Source organism: Micromonospora sp. NPDC002575 (genome assembly GCF_042889525.1).
GTDB classification, from domain to species: domain Bacteria; phylum Actinomycetota; class Actinomycetes; order Mycobacteriales; family Micromonosporaceae; genus Micromonospora; species Micromonospora carbonacea.
This window is the reverse complement of sequence record NZ_JBIARA010000028.1, coordinates 1-19651: the sequence shown is the minus strand read 5'-3', so window position 1 is coordinate 19651 and position 19651 is coordinate 1. Positions and strand designations below refer to the sequence as shown.

At 73.5% G+C, this 19651-nt stretch carries 14 protein-coding genes and 2 tRNA genes; 11 read left to right on the top strand and 5 right to left on the bottom strand.

Annotation, left to right across the window (positions count from 1 at the left end):
• Positions 1 to 152 precede the first annotated feature (152 nt).
• The gene (locus ACFYWL_RS28565; RefSeq protein ID WP_386978969.1) at positions 153 to 707 is read right to left on the bottom strand and encodes a hypothetical protein; all 555 of its coding nucleotides are present in this window, start codon (positions 705 to 707) and stop codon (positions 153 to 155) included.
• A 519-nt stretch (positions 708 to 1226) separates the two neighbouring features.
• On the opposite strand from ACFYWL_RS28565, the gene gyrB reads away from it, so the two are divergent.
• From gyrB to ACFYWL_RS28535, 6 genes are all read left to right on the top strand, one after another.
• Positions 1227 to 3173 carry a DNA topoisomerase (ATP-hydrolyzing) subunit B gene (gene gyrB, locus ACFYWL_RS28560; protein WP_386978966.1) on the top strand — a complete coding sequence of 649 codons (1947 nt, stop codon included), beginning with the start codon at positions 1227 to 1229 and terminating at the stop codon, positions 3171 to 3173.
• A 237-nt stretch (positions 3174 to 3410) separates the two neighbouring features.
• The gene (gene gyrA, locus ACFYWL_RS28555; protein WP_386979081.1) at positions 3411 to 7085 is read left to right on the top strand and encodes an intein-containing DNA gyrase subunit A; all 3675 of its coding nucleotides are present in this window, start codon (positions 3411 to 3413) and stop codon (positions 7083 to 7085) included.
• A gap of 3 nt (positions 7086 to 7088) precedes the next feature.
• Positions 7089 to 8003 carry a DUF3566 domain-containing protein gene (locus tag ACFYWL_RS28550; RefSeq protein ID WP_386978964.1) on the top strand — a complete coding sequence of 305 codons (915 nt, stop codon included), beginning with the start codon at positions 7089 to 7091 and terminating at the stop codon, positions 8001 to 8003.
• A 152-nt stretch (positions 8004 to 8155) separates the two neighbouring features.
• A tRNA-Ile gene (locus tag ACFYWL_RS28545) sits at positions 8156 to 8229 on the top strand.
• A gap of 43 nt (positions 8230 to 8272) precedes the next feature.
• Complete coding sequence (locus ACFYWL_RS28540; protein ID WP_218107428.1) at positions 8273 to 8401, top strand: DLW-39 family protein; 129 nt, start codon at positions 8273 to 8275, stop codon at positions 8399 to 8401.
• 43 nt (positions 8402 to 8444) lie between these two features.
• Positions 8445 to 8517: transfer RNA gene (locus tag ACFYWL_RS28535), tRNA-Ala, on the top strand.
• 190 nt (positions 8518 to 8707) lie between these two features.
• Here the strand turns inward: ACFYWL_RS28535 and ACFYWL_RS28530 are convergent.
• Positions 8708 to 9475, bottom strand: a complete 768-nt coding sequence (locus ACFYWL_RS28530; RefSeq protein WP_386978960.1) for an HAD-IA family hydrolase — start codon at positions 9473 to 9475, stop codon at positions 8708 to 8710.
• Between the two features lie 103 nt (positions 9476 to 9578).
• Between ACFYWL_RS28530 and ACFYWL_RS28525 the strand changes: the two genes are divergently transcribed.
• Positions 9579 to 10544, top strand: a complete 966-nt coding sequence (locus ACFYWL_RS28525) for an L-threonylcarbamoyladenylate synthase (protein ID WP_386979077.1) — start codon at positions 9579 to 9581, stop codon at positions 10542 to 10544.
• Positions 10545 to 10618: 74 nt separating this feature from the next.
• Here the strand turns inward: ACFYWL_RS28525 and ACFYWL_RS28520 are convergent, their stop codons facing one another.
• Positions 10619 to 15097, bottom strand: coding sequence for an HAD-IC family P-type ATPase (locus tag ACFYWL_RS28520; RefSeq protein ID WP_386978957.1), 4479 nt, complete (start codon positions 15095 to 15097; stop codon positions 10619 to 10621).
• Positions 15098 to 15313: 216 nt separating this feature from the next.
• Here ACFYWL_RS28520 and ACFYWL_RS28515 point away from each other — a divergent pair, with 216 nt between their 5' ends.
• From ACFYWL_RS28515 to ACFYWL_RS28500, 4 genes are all read left to right on the top strand, one after another.
• Positions 15314 to 15607: a hypothetical protein gene (locus ACFYWL_RS28515; RefSeq protein ID WP_386978954.1), complete on the top strand. Its 294-nt coding sequence runs from the start codon at positions 15314 to 15316 to the stop codon at positions 15605 to 15607.
• Between the two features lie 198 nt (positions 15608 to 15805).
• A complete protein-coding gene (locus tag ACFYWL_RS28510; protein WP_386979074.1) occupies positions 15806 to 17263 on the top strand; it encodes an MFS transporter in 1458 nt (485 codons plus the stop codon).
• 93 nt (positions 17264 to 17356) lie between these two features.
• Positions 17357 to 17551, top strand: coding sequence for a hypothetical protein (locus tag ACFYWL_RS28505; protein ID WP_386978952.1), 195 nt, complete (start codon positions 17357 to 17359; stop codon positions 17549 to 17551).
• Between the two features lie 162 nt (positions 17552 to 17713).
• Positions 17714 to 18274, top strand: a complete 561-nt coding sequence (locus ACFYWL_RS28500) for a YbaK/EbsC family protein (RefSeq protein ID WP_386978949.1) — start codon at positions 17714 to 17716, stop codon at positions 18272 to 18274.
• Between the two features lie 74 nt (positions 18275 to 18348).
• Here ACFYWL_RS28500 and ACFYWL_RS28495 read toward each other — a convergent pair whose 3' ends face one another.
• Positions 18349 to 18975: a DsbA family protein gene (locus tag ACFYWL_RS28495; protein WP_386978947.1), complete on the bottom strand. Its 627-nt coding sequence runs from the start codon at positions 18973 to 18975 to the stop codon at positions 18349 to 18351.
• 20 nt (positions 18976 to 18995) lie between these two features.
• Positions 18996 to 19424: a SufE family protein gene (locus ACFYWL_RS28490; RefSeq protein ID WP_386978944.1), complete on the bottom strand. Its 429-nt coding sequence runs from the start codon at positions 19422 to 19424 to the stop codon at positions 18996 to 18998.
• Positions 19425 to 19651: the final 227 nt, after the last annotated feature.

The window sequence follows — 19651 nt, the reverse complement described above, 5'->3', positions numbered from 1 at the left end:
CGGGGCGGGGCCCCCCGCGCCCCGTCCGGCTGCCCCCCCGCCCGGGGCCGCGCGGCCGGGGCGAGGTCGGCGACATGGCGGTATCCCGCCGCCCGGATACCGCCATGTCGCCGACATGGAGCCGCGTGGGAGGTCCCGTCGCGCCGCGCGGGTCAGGCGTCGGCGTAGACGGCGAAGCCCCGGTCGGCGCAGCGGCGGTAGAAGGCCGCCAGCACGCCCAGCTCGGCGCAGGTGAAGTCCCACTGCGGCGGGTCGCCGTTCTCGTCGCGCAGCGCGTCCAGGCGGGTGCCGAGCCAGCGCAGTTGCTGCTCGGCGAGGCGACCGTCGCCGAGCAGCCCCCGCAGCACGGCGCTGACCGAGTCGAAGGTGACCGTCTCCCCGTGCGGCCGGTGCCCGGCCACGAAGCGCTCGATGCCGCCGGCGATCCAGGCGCAGCCGTCCGGGTCGATCACCGGATCCTCGTCCTCGGCCGCGTTCTCCGTGGCGTAGAGCACATTCTCCAGCCCGAGCAGCAGGTCGACCAGCTCCGTGTACGCGGTCGCCCGGACCGTGCCGGTCTTGGCGATGTGTTCGGCGAGGGCCGCCGTCGGCGCGGAGATCTGCGGCAGGTCGACGATCTCGCCGAAGTCGACGAACTCGGCCGGTGCGACCGGATCGTAGAAGCGGCCGGTCCGCGGCCAGTGCACCGCGACGTTGTCCAGCCCCATCTGGCGTCACCCCTTGAGAGCACGTGTCGAAGCGTTCGGGTCGATCGTCCGGTTCCGACCGGAAAAGATCAAGACCGGCCACGCTGGGCGCCGCAAACCTACGCCCACCGCCCCTCCTGCCGCGACCCCCACCCCCCGCGTCCCGGCGACTCCCCCGCCACCCGATCCGGGGCTCGCGTGTAGGGGGAGTCGCGGGTGGCGCAGATCGGCCGGCTACGGAGTTCTCAGCCGCCGCGAAGGGGTGCCGAGTGGCGGTTCTGTCGTCTGCGCACAGTAAGATTGAGGGCGAGACGAAGACCCGACACGGTGCGACGGACACGGGCCCACCGGGCCCGAGATCATTGTCCCACGTCGGGTCGAGCCGATCGCGATCCGCGGGCATCCGCGGCGACCGGCGCTCCGGCCCGTGCCCCGGTTCACGCCCGGTGCCGGTCCCGCGCGCCGACGTCGCGTCCTGTCCGCCGAACCCGCGCCCGACTCGCCGCTTGCGGCGCTGGCGGCGCGAGAAAGTGGCCGAGGGTGGCAGCGCAGGACAAGCAGGAGTACGGCGCCGAGTCGATCACCGTCCTCGAAGGGCTGGAGGCGGTCCGCAAGCGGCCGGGCATGTACATCGGGTCGACCGGCGAGCGTGGTCTGCACCACCTGGTGTGGGAGGTCGTCGACAACGCGGTCGACGAGGCGCTTGCCGGCTACTGCGACACCATCGACGTGGTGCTGCTGGCCGACGGCGGGGTCCGGGTCACCGACAACGGGCGTGGCTTCCCGGTCGACCTGCACCCCAAGTTGAAGAAGCCGGGCGTCGAGGTGGCGCTCACCGTGCTGCACGCCGGCGGCAAGTTCGACGGCAAGGCGTACGCCGTCTCCGGCGGTCTGCACGGCGTCGGAGTCTCCGTCGTCAACGCCCTCTCCACCAAGATGGCGGTGGAGATCCACAAGTCCGGTTTCGTCTGGCGGCAGCAGTACACCAACTCCAAGCCGACGCCGCTGGAGAAGGGCGAGACCACCGACCGCACCGGTTCGGCCGTCGCCTTCTGGCCCGACGCCGACGTCTTCGAGACCGTCGACTTCGACTTCCAGACCATCTACCGCCGCCTCCAGGAGATGGCCTTCCTCAACCGGGGCCTCACCATCCACCTGCTCGACGAGCGGGTCGCAGAGGGCGAGGAGGGCAAGACCCGCGAGGTCACCTTCTGCTACAAGGGCGGCATCGCCGACTTCGTCCGGCACCTCAACGCCTCCAAGAACCCGATCCACAAGACCGTGGTCGAGTTCGGGGCCGAGGAGGAGGGCATGTCGGTCGAGATCGCCATGCAGTGGAACGAGTCGTACGGCGAGTCGGTCTACACCTTCGCCAACACGATCAACACCCACGAGGGCGGCACCCACGAGGAGGGCTTCCGCGCGGCGCTGACCAGCGTGGTCAACCGCTACGGCGCGGACAAGAAGCTGCTCAAGGGCGACGAGAAGCTCTCCGGGGAGGACATCCGCGAGGGCCTCGCCGCGATCATCTCGGTCAAGCTGGCCAACCCGCAGTTCGAGGGCCAGACCAAGACCAAGCTCGGCAACACCCCGGTGAAGAGCTTCGTGCAGCGGGTCTGCAACGAGTGGCTGGTCGACTGGTTCGACCGCAACCCCGCCGAGGCGAAGATCATTATCACCAAGGCGTCCCAGGCCGCCCGGGCCCGCATCGCCGCCCAGCAGGCCCGCAAGCTGGCCCGCCGCAAGTCGCTGCTGGAGTCCGGCTCGATGCCGGGCAAGCTCGCCGACTGCCAGTCCACCGACCCGCGCGAGTCCGAGGTCTTCATCGTCGAGGGCGACTCGGCCGGCGGCTCGGCCAAGCAGGGCCGCGACCCGCGCACCCAGGCGATCCTGCCGATCCGCGGCAAGATCCTCAACGTGGAGAAGGCCCGGATCGACCGGGTGCTGAAGAACAACGAGGTCCAGGCGCTGATCACCGCCCTGGGCACCGGCATCCACGACGACTTCGACATGGAGAAGCTGCGCTACCACAAGGTGGTGCTGATGGCCGACGCCGACGTCGACGGCCAGCACATCCAGACGCTGCTGCTCACCCTGCTGTTCCGCTTCATGCGGCCCCTGGTCGAGCTGGGCCACGTCTACCTGGCCGCCCCGCCGCTCTACAAGATCAAGTGGAACAAGAAGGGCGACGACGCGCAGTACGCGTACTCCGACCGCGAACGCGACGGGCTGATCGCGCTGCGTCAGCAGAAGAAGCCCAACGCCAAGCCGGACGACATCCAGCGCTTCAAGGGCCTCGGCGAGATGAACTACCCCGAGCTCTGGGAGACCACGATGAACCCGGCGACCCGCACCCTGCGTCAGGTCACGCTCGACGACGCGGCGGTGGCCGACGAGCTGTTCAGCGTGCTGATGGGTGAGGACGTCGAGGCGCGCCGCTCGTTCATCCAGCGCAACGCCAAGGACGTCCGCTTCCTGGACATCTGACGGAGCCGGCGGGCCCGCCCGGCCGTCCACCGGCGGCCCGCCGATCCACAGAGTTATCCACAGTGTGGCCGGTTTCCACAGCGGTTATCCACAGCACGAAACCGACTCTGATTCTGATAAGGGTTAACAGTGACCGATACCCCCGAGTCCACCCCGAGCGAGCCCGAGGTCCCCGAGACCCCCGCCGCCGCAGTCGTGGCGCACGACCGGATCGAGCCGGTCGGGCTCGAGGTGGAGATGCAGCGCTCCTACCTCGACTACGCCATGAGCGTCATCGTCGGGCGGGCGCTGCCGGACGTCCGGGACGGGCTCAAGCCGGTCCACCGCAAGATCCTCTACGCCATGTTCGACTCCGGCTACCGCCCGGACCGCGGCTACGTGAAGTGTTCCCGGGTCGTCGGCGACGTGATGGGTCAGTTCCACCCGCACGGCGACTCGGCGATCTACGACGCGCTCGTCCGGATGGCGCAGCCCTGGTCGCTGCGATACCCGCTGGTCGACGGCAACGGCAACTTCGGCTCGCCCGGAAACGACCCGGCTGCGGCGATGAGATATTGCGTCACCGCAAATGTCCGCATTCGTACGGCCGACGGCACGGTCCGGATCGGCGACGTCGTTCCCGACGCCGCGCCGAGCAGCGAGACCGACGTCGACCTGAAGGTCCGCGACCGCAACGGCGACCTGGTGCGGGCCAGCAGGTTCTTCCACTCCGGCGAGCACCCGACGCTGCGGCTGCGCACCCGCGAGGGGTACGAGCTGACCGGCACCCACAACCACCCGGTGCTCTGCCTGGTCGACGTGGCCGGCGTGCCGACCCTGCTGTGGAAGCTACTCGCCGAGATCGGCCCGGGTGACCGGGTGGTGATCCAGCGGACGGTGCCGGAGGAGATCGGCTACCCGATGCTGGAGCACGTCGAGGCGGCAGTTCTGGCCGGCGCGTTCGTCAGCGAGGGCTGGGTGTCCGAGGGACGGGCCGGCTTCAACAACACCGACCGGGAGTTCTTCGTCCGGGTCCTCGCGGCCTACGACCTCGCCGTCGGCGGTCCGCGCTACGTCAGCCAGCGCACCATCGCCTCCGGCAGCCTGCTGCACGAGATCGACGTCCAGGACCTCTCCGCGCTGCGGGAGAGCATCCTCGGCGAGTTGGTCGGGGCGCGGAGTGCCGCGAAGTTCGTGCCGGAGTTCGTCTGGCGGGGGCCGGCGGCGATCAAGCGGGCCTTCCTCCAAGCCCTCTTCGAGGGCGACGGCTCGTCGTCGCTGCTGCCCCGCAACACCATCCAGATCTCGTACTCGACCCGCAGCGAACGGCTGGCCCGTGAGGTGCAGCAGCTCCTGCTGGAGTTCGGCGTGATCAGCCGGCAGTGCCGGCACGACAACGACGAGACCAAGGTGGTGGTGACCAACCGCCGCGACGCCCGGATCTTCGCCCAGCAGGTCGGCTTCCTCGGTCGCAAGCAGGCCAAGCTGGAGTCGGAGCTGGCCCAGGTGCCGACGAGCAGCACCGCGCTTCCCGGCGACCACGTGCCGCTGGTTGGCGACTTCATCCGCGAGCACGGTGCCACCCGGTGGACGGAGCGGGACTGGCTGCGCCGGCACAACGTGGACCGGATCGAGCGCTGGGAGCGGGACCGCGACGAGATCGCGGCCCGGATCACCGAGCGTGAGGTGCTCGACGTGGTCGAGCCGCTGGTCGACGGCCGGTTCTACTACGCCGAGGTGGCCAGCCTCACGGACGCCGGGGTGCAGCCGGTCTACAGCATCCGGGTGGACACGGACGACCACTCGTTCGTCTCCGACGGCTTCGTGAGCCACAACACCGAGTGCAAGCTCGACCCGCTGGCGATGGAGATGCTGCGGGACATCGACGAGGACACCGTCGACCTCCAGGACAACTACGACGGCCGGGCCAAGGAGCCCACCATCCTGCCGTCGCGGATCCCGAACCTGCTGATCAACGGCTCCGAGGGCATCGCGGTCGGCATGGCCACGAAGATCCCGCCGCACAACCTGCGGGAGATCGGCGCGGCGGTGCAGTGGTGCCTGGAGAACCCGGACGTCGACGAGGCGACGACCCTCGACGCGCTCATCGAGATCGTCAAGGGGCCGGACTTCCCGACCCACGGTCTGATCGTGGGCACCCAGGCGATCCAGGACGCGTACCGCACGGGCCGCGGGTCGATCCGGATGCGGGCCGTGGTGGAGGTCGAGGAGGACAAGCGGGGCCGCCCGGCGCTGGTGGTCAGCGAGCTGCCGTACCAGGTGAACCCGGACAACCTGGCCGAGCGGATCGCGGAGCTGATCAAGGAGGGCAAGCTCGGGGGCATCGCCGACATCCGGGACGAGTCCTCGGGGCGTACGGGCATGCGGATCGTGCTCGTGCTCAAGCGCGACGCGGTTGCCAAGGTGGTGCTGAACAACCTCTACAAGCACACCCAGCTCCAGGAGACGTTCGGCGCGAACATGCTGGCGCTGGTCGACGGGGTGCCGCGTACGCTGAACCTGGCCCAGTTCATCCGCTACTACGTCGAGCACCAGATCGAGGTGATCCGGCGGCGGACGGCGTTCCGGCTGCGCAAGGCCGAGGAGCGGGCGCACATCCTGCGCGGCCTGTCGAAGGCGCTGGACGCCCTGGACGAGGTGATCGCCCTGATCCGGCGCTCGCCCACCGTGGAGGACGCCCGGCAGGGCCTGATCCGGCTGCTGGAGATCGACGAGATCCAGGCGACCGCGATCCTGGACATGCAGCTGCGCCGGCTGGCGGCCCTGGAGCGGCAGCGGATCCTCGACGACCTGGCGAAGCTGGAGCTGGAGATCGCCGACCTGAAGGACATCCTGGCCAAGCCGGAGCGGCAGCGGCGGATCGTCTCGGAGGAGCTGGGCGAGATCGTCGCGAAGTGGGGCGACGAGCGGCGCACGAAGATCGTGCCGTTCGACGGCGAGGTCTCGATGGAGGACCTGATCGCCCGCGAGGACGTGGTGGTCACGATCACCCGGACGGGGTACGCGAAGCGGACGAAGGTCGACCTGTACCGTTCGCAGCGGCGCGGCGGCAAGGGCGTCAGCGGGGCCACGCTGCGGCAGGACGACATCGTCAGCCACTTCTTCGTGTGCTCGACGCACGACTGGATCCTGTTCTTCACGAACAAGGGCCGGGTGTACCGGGCCAAGGCGTACGAGCTTCCGGAAGCCAGTAGGGTAGCCAAGGGCCAACACGTGGCCAATCTGCTCGCGTTCCAAGCGGACGAGCAGATCGCGCAGATCATCGAAATTCCGAACTACCAGGTGGCCCCCTACCTGGTACTGGCCACGAAGAACGGCCTGGTGAAGAAGACGCGGCTCGAGGAGTTCGACTCCAACCGTTCCGGCGGAGTCATCGCGATCAACCTGCGCGATGAGGACGAGTTGGTGGGTGCTGCCCTCGTCGCCCCGTCCGACGACTTGCTGCTGGTGTCGAAGAACGCGCAGGCGATCCGCTTCAACGCCACGGACGAGGCGCTGCGGCCGATGGGCCGGGCCACGTCGGGTGTGATCGGCATGCGGTTCAGCGACGAGGACGTCCTGCTGGCCATGGAGGTGGTCCGCGAGGGGTTGGACGTCCTGGTGGCCACGAACGGGGGATATGCGAAACGCACCCCGATCGAGGAATACCCGGTGCAGGGCCGGGGAGGTAAGGGCGTGCTGACTGCGAAGATCACCGAGCGCCGCGGTGGTCTGGTCGGCGCTGTGGTGATCCACCCGGACGACGAGCTGTTCGCGATCACCAGCAACGGTGGCGTCATCCGGACTCCGGTGAAGCCTGTACGCCGTACGCGTGACCGGAACACAATGGGGGTCAAGCTGATGGACCTCCCGGACGGCGTGACTATCGTGGCGATTGCTCGCAATGCCGACGAGCCTGACGAACAGGACTAGTTGATGACGGAGACACAGGCGAAGTCGGGGAACAAGGGGACCTCGGCCAACCCGGTCGACGAGGAGGCCGCCGCGAAGGGCGGCGCACCAGCGACCGGCCGCGCGGCCGTGGGCCGGGCAACCGTCCCTGCCGACGCGCCTGCCCCGAAGTTCACCCGGGCGCCGGGTATGGCGCCGCCGCCGGACTCCCCCGGCGACGATTCGGGGGCGAGCGACAAGACCGAGACATCCGGCATCGACGCGCCCACCTCGGCGGCGGCTCCGGCCGTGGCGGCGGGCAGCGCGGCCCGTCCGGCGACGACCCAGCCGATCAGGACCGGCGGCGGGCAGTCGGCGGCCGGCAGCGGCGCCGTCACGGGCACCCTGCCGCGCATCGGGGGCGGCACCACGACGAAGCCGCAGCCGGACGGCGCCCGTCCGGCCGGCGTCGGCCGTCCCGCCAGTGGCGGCGGTCTGCCGCCGGGGGTGGCCGGTGCGGCGGCCGTCGGGGCCGCCCGCGTGGGCGACGCGGTGCGCGCGGCGCGTACGTCGGTCAGTTCGGCCGCGTCGCGCGGGCCCCGCCGGGCCCGGCTGAACCTCAAGCGGATCGACCCGTGGTCCGTGATGAAGTTCGCGTTCGCCGTCTCCGTCGTGCTGTTCATCGTGGTGGTCGTGGCCACGTCGGTGCTCTACCTGGCGCTGGACGCGATGGGCGTGTTCCAGAGCGTCAACGACAGCCTGACCGACCTGGTGGCCGCCGGCGGGCAGAGCAGCAGCACCTTCCAGATCACCGCCAAGGGTGTGATCCTGAGTTCCGCCCTGATCGGCCTGGTCAACGTCGTCCTGTTCACCGCGCTGGCGACTCTCGGCGCGTTCGTCTACAACGTCTGCGCCGACCTGGTCGGCGGGATCGAGCTGACGCTCGCCGAGCGGGACTGACCGCGTCCGACGCCGGGGCGCGCCGCGTAAAGCGGTCGCCCCGGCGTCGTGCGTCCGGGTAGCTTCGGGGGGTACGGCGGGGCGTGCACCGCTCGGCGGCCCCCGATTTGGGGCGCGGCGGGCGGATGCGTTAACCTTGGCCGTCGCCACGCGGGGCTATAGCTCAGTCGGTTAGAGCGCAGAGCTGATAACTCTGAGGTCGCTGGTTCGATTCCAGCTAGCCCCACCGCACATCGTTCCGACGGCTGTCGAGCGCAAGGGGTCGCCCCATGTTCAAGAAGCTTCTGATTCTGGCCGGCGTCGTCGGTGTGGCTGCCCTGGTCGCCCGGAAGGTCAAGGCTTCCAACGACGAGCGGGCCCTGTGGCACGAGGCGACCACCGCGCCGGATCTGCGCTGACCGTCTCTTCGACTGCCAGCTCCGGGCGGTTCCGCCCGCCCTCGGGGCCCTAGCTCAACTGGCAGAGCACTGCCTTTGCAAGGCAGGGGTTAGGGGTTCGAGTCCCCTGGGCTCCACTCAAAGTCGTGCAGCGTTGTGGTCGCCGTGACTGCTCCCCGCCCGAGGTCCGCGGGGCTTGACCTCAACGCACGTTCAACTGTGATGGTTCGACGCATGAGCGAACGGGCAGATGATCAGCGCGGTTCAGCCACTCCCGCCGGCCACGACGCGTGAGGTGCCCGATCGTCGGGGCGCATGACGGTCTGGTCAGCCGGCCGGATCGGTCACCCCGGCTTCGTGGAGCAGGGCGAGCAGACCGTGCCCGTCCTCGACCACGGCGTCCGGGGCGATTCCGGGCAGGGGCTCCTCGCGGTCGGTGCGCGGCGAGCGCATCAGCACCGCCGCCCCGGCCCCGGCCCGGCGGGCGCAGGCGACGTCGCGGTGCCGGCTGTCGCCGACGAACCAGCAGTCGCCGACCGGCAGGCCGAGCGCCCGGGCGGCGAGCCGGGCGAACTCCGGGTTCGGCTTACGCAGCCCCGCCTCGTCGCTGTAGAGCTGCGCGGTGAACAGGGTGCCGAGGCCGGCGGCGGCCAGGAAGTCCCGTGGGGCGGCACCGCAGATGGTGTTGCTGACGATCGCGAGCGGCAGGCCGGCACGGGCGGCGGCGGCGAGGGCGTCGCGGATGCCGGGGCGCAGGGCCCACTCCGGGTGCCAGGCCCAGGCGTACGCGAGAGGGGTGGCCTCCCGGTCGACGGCGGCCCGTGCCGGGGCGGGCCAGCCGCCGGTGACGAACCTGGCCCACACCTGCCGGTGCTCCAGCTCGACGGGGTGCTCCCCGGCGCTCTCCTCGTCCCGCCACAGCCCGTACGCGTGGGCGCCGGAGGTCAGGTCGCGGGCGATCTGCTCGGCGGGGACCACGCCGTCGACGAGCCGGAACAGCCGCTGGACCAGCTCCGGCGGGTTCGGCGGCGGTGGTGGCGCGTCCGCGAGGACCCCACCGAAGTCGAGCAGGAGCGCGCGCGGTGTCCGGAGCATGCCCGCATCCTTTCGCACCGGCGGGGCGAGGAGAAGGGGCGAGCCGGGGCCCCGGGGCCGGGCAGGTTAGCGTCGGGGGGTGAGCACCGGATCCCCGCGCGTCCTGCCCGTCGAGAGCGGCATCGCCGAGGCGGCCTCGGTCCTGCGGGACGGGGGGCTGGTGGCGTTCCCCACCGAGACCGTCTACGGGCTGGGCGCGAACGCCCTCGACGCCCGCGCGGCGGCCCGGATCTTCGAGGCGAAGCAGCGGCCGAGCTTCGACCCCCTGATCACCCACCTCGCCGACGCGGCCGACCTAGCCGGGCTGGTGGGGCCGGTGCCCGAGGCCGTGGCGGCGCTGGCCGAGCGGTTCTGGCCGGGGCCGTTGACGCTGATCGTGGACCGTCCCGCCGCCATCCCGCCGATCGTCACCTCGGGGCTGGAGACGATGGCCGTGCGGGTGCCGGACGAGGCGTCGGCCCGGGCGCTGATCGCGGCGGCGGGGGTGCCGGTCGCCGCGCCGAGCGCCAACCGGTTCGGGCAGCTCAGCCCCACCCGGGCGGAACACGTGGTGGCGGGGCTGGGCGGCGCGGTCGACGTGGTGCTCGATGGCGGGCCGACCCGCTGCGGCATCGAGTCGACCATCGTGGACGCCCGGGGCGGGCGGCCGGTGGTGCTGCGGCTCGGCGCGCTGCCGGTGGAGACCCTGGCCGAGGCGGTCGGCCCGGTGACCGTACGCCCGGGCAGCTCCGGCCAGCCGGTGGCACCCGGGACGCTGGCCGCGCACTACGCCCCGCGTACCCCGTTGCGGGTGATGGGTGGCACGGAGCCGGCGGCCGGCGACGGCGCCCGGCGGGGTCTGCTGGCCTTCCGGGAACGCCCGGCGGGCGGCGACTGGGCGGCGGTCGAGGTGCTGTCGCCCGGGGGCGACCTGACGGTGGCGGCGGCCCGGCTCTTCGACGCGCTGCACCGGCTCGACGCGGCCGGGGTGCACGAGATCGTCGCGGAGCGGGTGCCAGACGTCGGCGTGGGACGGGCGGTCAACGACCGGTTGGGTCGGGCGGCGGCGACCTGGCGGTCGGACGCCTGACGCGGGGTGGCCGGGTGCGCCATGCGCCGCCGCGCGCTTCCGCGCTGCCCCGCGCTTCCGCGCCGCCCCGCGCTTCAGGTGTGAGAAGGGGACCCTTCTCTACCGGAGGCGTTAACAAGGGGCCCTTCCTTACCCAGCAGGCGGGTCAGGGTGCCGTTGGCCAGGGTCGCGCCGAGCGCCGAGCCCGCCGCGATGCCCCAGCCGACCGGCCCGAGCGGGGTGCAGCCGAAGAACTGGCTGACCCCCGGCGTCTGCACCACGAGCACCAGCGCCCCGACGGAGGCGGCGGTCGACACGAGCACCGTGGGGCTGGTGCCGCCGGCCAGCACGGTCTGCCCGAGCTGGGTGCCGACGAGCGAGGCGAGCGCGACCGTGCCGGCCCGCCGTCGTCGCCCCGTGTACCGGGCGAGCGTCCAGCCCATCGTCGCGCCCAGCGTGGTGGACGCCGCCCGCAGCGCGATCTCCCTGGTCAGCGTCTCGCCCAGCGAGCTGTCCGGGCCCTCCCGTAGCAGGTGGTCGGCGTGGCCGTCGGCGGGCGGCCGGACGGCGATGGCCAGCGCCGGCGCCAGGTCGGTCAGCAGGTTGACCAGGAGCAGTTGCCGCCCGTTGAGCGCGGACCGGCCGGTGCTGGCCGCGCTCAGCACGCTGAACGCGATCTCGCCGAGGTTGCCGCCGACGAGGATGCTCAGCGCGTGCCGGACGGAGGACCACATGGCCCGCCCCTCGACGAGGGTGGCGATGATGGTCTCCAGCCGGTCGTCGGTGACCACCAGGTCGGCGGCGGCGCGGGCGGCGGGGGTGCCCCGCTGGCCGAGGGCGATGCCGACGTCGGCGAGCCGGATCGCCGGGGCGTCGTTGGCGCCGTCGCCGGTCATCGCCACGGTCCGGCCGTTGCGCTGCAACGCCTGGATGATGCGTACCTTGTGGGCGGGGGTGCAGCGGGCCACGACGTCGACGCTGGTCAGCCGTTCGGCGAGCGCGTCGTCGTCGAGCCGGTCCAGGTCGGTGGCGGTGGCCACCCGTTGCTCGCCGTGGTCGGGGCTGATGGTGGCGGCGATCGCCTCGGCCGTCGCCGGGTGGTCCCCGGTGATCATGATGGTGTGCACGCCGGCCTGCCGGATCCGGCGGACGGCGGGCGCGGCGGACTCGCGTACCCCGTCGGCGATCGCCAGCAGGCCGACGAAGACGAGGCCCGTCACGTCGTCGTCGGTCACCGTCTCGACGGCGACGGGACGTTCGGCGACGGCCAGGACGCGGTGCCCGGCACCGGCCCGCTCGGCGAGCATCCGGTGCAGCTCGGCCCGGCCGGCGTCGTCCAGCGGCCGGTCGTGGCCGTCGGCGGTGCGCCGGGCGGCGCAGCGGGGCACCACCGTCTCCGGGGCGCCCTTGACGCTGAGCAGCAGCCCGTCGCCGGTCCGCCCGACGGTGGCGTGGTAGCCCCGCGACGGCTCGAACGGCAGGCCACCCGCCGCCTGCCAGCCGTCGGCGCCGGTGCGCTCGTCGACCCCGGCCGCCGCCGCGCCCCGGCGTACCGCCCGGTCGGTCTGCTGGGGCAGCTCGTCCGGGTCGCCGGCCGGGGTGGCGCGCAGCGCGGCGGCCAGGGCCACCCGCAGCGGCTCGTCCAGCTCCTCCGGCGCGGCGTACCGGGTGCCGCTGCCGTCGCCGACGCCGGCGAGCAGCAGCTTGCCCTCGGTGAGGGTGCCGGTCTTGTCGAAGCACAACACGTCGACGCGGCCCAGCGCCTCGATGGTGCGCGGGTTGCGGACCAACGCGCCGTGCTCGGCCAGCCGCCGGGCGGCGGCGAGCTGGGCGGCGCTGACCAGGAACGGCAGGCCCTCCGGCACCGACGCCACCGCCAGGTTCGCGGCGGTCGCCGCCGTCTCCGCCAGGGGTACGCCGCGCAGCAGTCCCGCCCCGGCCACCGCCACCGCCGACCCGGCGGCCAGCGGGACGGCCGACCCGGTCAGCTTGCCGAGCCGGGCCTCCACCCCGCTGGCCGGGGGCGACTGCCGGGCCAGCGCCAGGCTGCGTCCCGCCTCGGTGTCCGTGCCGGTGGCGACCACGACGGCGGTGCCGTGGCCGGTGGCGACGGTGGTGCCCTCGTACAGCATGGAGCGCCGGTCGGCGACGGCGGCGGCGACCACCGGTTCGGCCGACTTTTCCACCGGCAGCGACTCGCCGGTCAGCGACGACTCGTCCGCCTCCAACCCGTCGGTGGCGAGCACCCGGCAGTCGGCCGGTACGGCGTCGCCGGGCCCGAGGACGATCACGTCCCCGCAGACCAGTTCCTCGGCGGCGACTGTCCGTTCCGTGCCGTCGCGGCGGACCAGGGCGGTGACCGCCGAGCGGGACAGCAGCTCGGCCAGCGATCGTTCGGTGTTTCGCTGGTGGACGGCCCCGACCAGCGCGGACCCGCCGACCACCCCGCCGACGAGGGCCGCGTCGACGAGCGAGCCGAAGCTCGCGGAGAGCACCGCTCCGGCGGCGAGCACGGGGGTGAGCGGGTTGGCCAGCTCGTCGACGAACGCGCGCAGCAGCCCGGACGGGCCCGGCGTGTCCCCGGTGCGGCCGGCCATGCGGCGCTGCGCCTCGGCGTCGGCGAGGCCGTCGGGGCCGGTGTCGAGCTGGCGGAGCACCGCGTCGGTCGGCATCAGGTGCCACGCCGTCGGGGCCGGCGGCGTGCTGTCTGCCCGGTCCGGCAGCCGGCCCGCCCGCCACACCCCGTTCAGGAAGGCCAGGGCGGCGGCCCCGTTGACGGCGGCCAGCGCCCGGCCCGGGAGCTGCCGGGGGTCGGCGGTGAACGCGCCGAGCGCCCCGAGCCCGGTGCCGGCCAGCGACAGCCGGATGTTCTGCGCGGTCATCCGGCGGGCCACCCCCGCCGCCTCGATGATCAGGGCGGCGGCCCGCAGGTCGGTGCCCACCAGCAGGTGCGCCCCCCACGGTGGCAGGTCGTCGGGCCCGGCGACCCCGAGCCCGCAGTCGGACGCACCCAGCGCCGCCCGGTCGGCGGAGAGCAGCAGCACCACCGCGCCGTCGCGCTGCAACCGGCGTACGGTGTCGACGGTCCCTGGGCCGCCGGGCAGGACGGCGTCGGCGAAGGCGTACCGGCCGTCGTCGTCACCGGCCACCACCAGCCGAAGGCCGGCCTGCCGGGCGGCGGCGGGCAGGGCGTCCACGCCGGGGGCGGGCTCCGGTTCCACCCGGAGCAGCGCGACGAGGCGGTCCGCCTCGACGAGGCCGAGCAGCGTGCCGCCGCCCTCGCGTAGCCGCCGGCTGTCGTCGGTGTCGCCCGGGTCGGTCGCGCCGACGGCGTCCAGCGGACCGAGCCGCCACCCGTCGGCACGCCGCAACTCGCTCGGGGCGGCCGGGTCGAACAGCGCGAAGGCGCGGGCGGCCACCTGCCCGGTGTCCGCCCCGGGCAGCGGGGCGAGGTCGGCGAGGACCGCCCGCTGCGACCCGAGCACGGCGGCGTCCAGCACCACCGTGTCGATCCGGTCGAGCTCCCGCAGCACGCTGCGGTCCATGGCGATGACGCCGCGCCGGGCGAGCATGCGGCCGAGTTGGGCGGCGTACCCCTCGCGGCCACTGCCCGGGGCCTTGGGCAGGCTGGAGAGCCCGAGCGCGGCGGCCCGCTTGCCCCCGACCACCGGCGCCGCCGCCGCGCCGGCCGCCGTGCCCGCCGCCAGCATCCGGGTCACGAAGCGCTCGGCGGGGCCGTCCGGCTTCGGCTTCGGGCGTTCGGCCGCCGTGAGCCGGGCGACGGCCCGGTCCGGGTCGCCGGTGAGCCGAGGCTCCGCCTTCGCCCAGGCGGTGAGCTGGGCGCGGGCCTCGCCCCACTGCACGACCCGCTGCGCGCCGTCCAGCACGATCCCGGCCCAGCCGCCGGTGAGGCCCTGCACGACCGCCTCCGCGAGCGGGAAGAGGATCTCGGCGCGCGGGTCGGCGCGCAGCCCCCGGCCGGCGAGGGCATGCAGCTTCGGGTGCAGGTCGACGGCGGTGAGCAGGCCGGAAACCTCGCCCGGGACCGGGGTGAACGGCAGGATCCGGGTGGCCGCCGAGATGGTCAGGCCGAGCGCGTCCGAGGCGAGCGCGCCGAGGGTGCGGGGGGTGCGCGGCCCGTCCTCGGGCGGGTGCGGGGGCGGGATCTCCGGGTCGGGCTCGTGGTCGCAGCTGCGTTCGCAGCGGGCGATCGTGGCGATGAGGTCGCGCAACCTCGGCTCTGGTTCCTCGACGGCCACGACCACGCGGCCGGAGGGCGAGTTCACCCGGGCCCAGGCCACCCCGGGCAGCCGCTCCAGCGTCCGCTCCACCTGGCGGGCGAGCCGGTCCCCGCCGTCCTGGCCGACGCCGTGCACCTCGATGTGGTGGCGGCCCGGCCGGGACCAGACCCGGCGGCTGGTCAGGCCGGCCGTCCGGGCCAGCCGGGTCGCGGCGACGCCGACACTTCGGGAGACGTCGCCCACGAGGTGCGGGACCGCCCGGGACGCGTCGCCGACCAGGGGCATCGTCACCGACGGCAGGAGGCGACCGGCCAGCCGGCCCAGCGAGGTCATCGAGCGGTACGGCCGGAGCGCCGCCGGCCGGCTTTCCCGGTGCCGCCGCTGCTCCCGCCGTACGCCATCTCGCCTCCCACGCTCGGTCCCGGCGGGCTGACTTCCCGCCCGCCCGGGCGTCATGCCCCCTTCGTCCGGGAATTTCTCTGCCGGCTGCCGGAGAAGTTCCTCCGTCGCCGGCATGGACGGGGCCGACGGTGGAACGCGGCTCGGGTCATGGCCAGCGCGGCGACTACAGGGGAGGCCGGGATGAGCACGATCACGCGACACCTCAGCGGGGCGCACGAGATGGTGCGGACGTACAGCCGCCGGGTGGAGGTGCCGATGCTGGGCGAGGTGGCCGTGCCGCCGCCGGACAAGGTGGCCTACTACGCGGGCCTCGGGGTGCTCGCCGCGCTCCAGGTCATCGAGTGGCCGCTCGCGCTGGTCATCACCGCCGGGCATCTGCTCGCCGACCAGCACCTGTCCGGGCTGGCGAAGGGGGTCGGCGAGGCGCTGGAATCCGCCTGATCCGACTCGCGCGGGCTGCTCGCGTGGGGCGAGAGCCCGGTCACGTTCGGCTTGACCTGAATCCGGGTTGAGGTCGCAGGCTGGGGGCATGCTGATCGAACTGCTGAGGATCGAGGTGAGCCGGGAACGACCGGCCGGTAGGCGACGGGGGCGTCCCGTTCCGCCACCGGCGTGGGTCTTCCGCACGGCCGGCCGGCGATGACCGCCGTCGCGCCCCCGGCCGCCCCGGGGCACCTGTTCGCCCCCGCGCTGCGCGCCATGACGGTGGGCGTGGTGGCGCTGGTGTCGCTGCTGGCCTTCGAGGCGCTGGCCGTCGGCACCGCCATGCCCACCGTCGCCCGCAGCCTCGACGGGCTGTCCCTCTACGGGCTCGCCTTCGGCGGCACCTTCGCCTCCGGCGTGGTGGGGATGGTCGTCTCCGGGGTGTGGTGCGACGCGCGCGGTCCCCGGGGACCGGTGTGGCACGGGGTGGGCTGGTTCGTGGCCGGGCTGATCGTCGCCGGCACCGCGTCGACGATGGGCGTGCTCGTGGCGGGCCGGATGGTGCAGGGCTTCGGCTCGGGCCTGCTGTCGGTGGCCCTCTACGTGGTGGTGGGGCGGGCGTACCCGGAGGCGCTGCACCGCCGGATCTTCGCCGCTTTCGCTGCCGCGTGGGTCATCCCGTCGCTGGTCGGACCGGCGATCGCCGGGCTGGTCGTCGAGCACCTCAACTGGCGGTGGGTCTTCCTGGCGGTGCCGGCCGTGGCGGTTCCGGCGCTGCTGCTCGTCCAGCCGGGCCTGCGCAGTCTCGCGCCGTTCGTCGTCGCCCGGCCGTCGCCCGGCGCGGCGGCCCGGGTCGGCTGGGCCTTCGGGGCCGGGGCGAGCGCCGCACTGCTGCACTACGGGGGGCAGCAGCGCGGCGTGCTCGCGGTCGGCCTGGTCGGTGCCGGGCTCGCCGGCCTGCTCTGCTGCGCTCCGCGCCTGCTGCCGGCCGGCTTCCTGCGGGCCGGCCGGGGCCTGCCCACGGTGGTGGGGCTGCGGGGGCTGGCCTCGGCCGCGTTCGCCGGCGCCGAGGTGGTGATCCCGCTGATGCTCTCGCGGGAACGTGGGCTCACGCCGACCGGCGCGGGCCTGGTCCTGACCGTGGGCGCGCTATCCTGGTCGGCCGGGTCCTGGTTGCAGGGCCGGCTGCCCGCGCCCGGCTCCGCAGCGCCCGTCACCATGCCGGCGGCCCGGCGCGGTCTCCTGCCCGGGTTCCGGGCCCGGCTCGCGCCCCGGTCGTCCGCCACGCTGGTACGCGCCGGGCTCGCCTGCATCACCGGTGGAACCGCCACGGTGGCGCTCGCGGTGTGGCCGGCGCTGCCGCTGCCGCTGTGCGTCCTGGGCTGGGCCGCCGCCGGGCTCGGGATGGGGCTGCTCTATCCGTCGTTGTCGGTGCTCACCCTGGAGCTGTCCGCCCCCGGCGAGCAGGGCCGCAACAGCTCCTCCCTGCAACTGGGCGACTCGCTGTTCGCGGCGACCGTGCTGGCGCTGACCGGTGCGGTGCTCGCGGCGGGCACCGCACCCGGCCGGTTCAGCTATGCGGCGACCCTGGTGTTGGCGGCCGGCCTGGCTGGGCTGGGCGTCCTGCTCGCCGGACGGGTCGTCCCGGCGGCGGGAGCGCGCCTCCGGCAGTGAGCGTCGGGCAGTGAGGGCACCTCGCCGCCACGTACGGGGGAACCGACCGTAGATGAGAAGTCTCCCCGTTCGACGTCTGCCTACCGTGACCTCATGTTGGTCGTCGTCTCCACCGTGATCCTCTACGTCGCCGGCTTCGTCTTCCTCTACGGGGTGATCCGGCTCGCCGTACGGCACGCTCTCGAAGACCTGGAGGTCCGCCGGCCCGGCCTGCTGCGCTCCCAGGAGGTCGCCGCCGCGCAGGACCGGACGTTCGTCCGGGAGAACCCGTTCGTCGCGAACGGCTGACCCGGCACCGGCCCTCACGGGCCGGACAGCTCCCCCGGCGGGGCGGGGGACGCACCGCGGGGCCGGTCCGGGCACGGGGCTGGACCGGCCCCGCGGCGCCATTACCTGTGGTGGGCCTCCCGCGAGCGGGCAGCTTCCGGGAGTGCGAGGATCGCAGCCGTGATGGGAACGTTGAAGACCGAGCCCGCCCGGAGCCGATCAGACCTGCTGGCGCCCCCCGTGGCCGCCGCGCTCGGGCAGTGGCCCGCCGCCGCGCCGGTGGACGTCGACCAGGTGCTCGTCGCGCCGATCGACGCGGATCTTGCGGACACCGCCGCGTTCTGCGCCGCGTACGAGGTGGGGCTGGACGTGTCGGCGAACTGCGTCGTGATCGCCGGTAAGCGCGGGAGCGAGATCCGGTACGCCGCCTGCGTCGTCCTCGCCACCACCCGCGCCGACGTCAACGGGGTGGCCCGCAGGGCGCTGGACGTACGCAAGGCGAGCTTCGCCCCGATGGCCGAGGCGGTGGAGCTGACGGGCATGGAGTATGGCGGGATCACCCCGATCGGGCTGCCCGGGGACTGGCCGATCCTGGTCGACGCGCGGGTGGTCGCCACGCCGTACGTGATCGTCGGCTCCGGCGTGCGGCACAGCAAGATCGCCCTGCCCGGGCCGGCGCTGGGCACGCTGCCCGGCGCCTGCGTGGTGGAGGGGCTGGCCAGGCCCGCCCAGCCCACGGCGTAGATCGATGCCGTTTCACGTGGAACGTGATCGACGACGATCGCTGGTCGCCTGGGCGAGCCCCCTGCGCCGCCCGGTCAGGCTTCGCGCTGCTCGACCTCGCGCAGGGCGGCGAGCAGGGTCTCCGGCTCCTGGGCGCCGGTGACGGCGTACTTTCCGGCCAGCACGAAGGTCGGCACGCTGGAGACGCCGAGCTCGCGCGCGGCGGCCAGGTCGGCCGCCACCTCGCGGCGGCCGAGGTTCGACTCCAGATGGTCCCGGGCCTCGGCCTCGTCCAGGCCGACCCCGGCGGCCAGCTTGACCAGGGCGTCCCGCGAGCCGATGTCGACACCGTCGGCGAAGTGCGCCCGGTAGAGCGCCTCGACCAGCTCGGCGGAGCGGCCCCGCTCGGCGGCGAACCGGATCAGCCGGTGCGCCTCGAAGGTGTTGGCGTGCACCGCGCGGTCGAAGCGCATGTCGATCCCCACGCCGGCGGCGACCCGGGTCACCTGGGCGGCCATGCCCTCGGCCCGCTCCCGGCCACCGAACTTCGCGGCCAGCGCCTCCACCAGCGGCTTCGGCTCCGAAACCGGCGACGGGTCGAGCTGGAACGGCCGATACCGGACGGTCACCTCACCGTCGTACGACTCCAGCGCCTGCTCCAGCCGGCGCTTGCCGATCCAGCACCAGGGGCAGACGACGTCGGCGTAGATCTCGATCTCCATGACCAGCGACAACCCGTCGATCAGGAGATCTGTTCCCGGACCTGGCGCTTGAGCCGGGCCAGGATGGCCGTGCCGCCCCGGACCCGCAGCGGGCTGATCGCCTGCGCCAGCCCCATCCGCTGGTAGAGGTCGTCCGGCACGGCGAGCACCTCGTCGGCGCTCGCCCCGGCCAGCCCCTCGGCGAGGATGCCGGCGAAGGCGCGGGTCGTCGGCGCCTCCGGCGGGCAGTCGAACCAGGTGGTCACCGTCCGGTCCGGGTTCACCTCGGCGCGCAGGAAGAACGCGGTCTGGCACTCGGGAACCTGCTCCATGCCCTCCCGGCCGGCGAGCTCCTCGGGCAGCGGCGGGATGACGTCGGAGTATTCCAGCAGCATCTCCAGCACCACGTCGCGGGGGGCTGCGGCGAACTCGTCGACGATCTCGGCCAGCTTGGTCGGCATCTCGGACATCCCGTCAGGCTACCGACGCCCGATCGGTGGCGGCCCGGCGGCGGCCCGGTAGCGGCCGGCGGCGGCCCGGTAGCGGCCGGCGGCGGCCCGGTGGCGGCCTGACGGTGGTTAAGAAGGGGCCCCTGCTCTACCGGGCGGTTTCTGGGGGTCCTCGCAACACCTGATGGCTTATGTGGTTGTCAGTAGATCACGTAGGCGCTCGGCTGGGTTGTCCCAGCCGAGCGTCT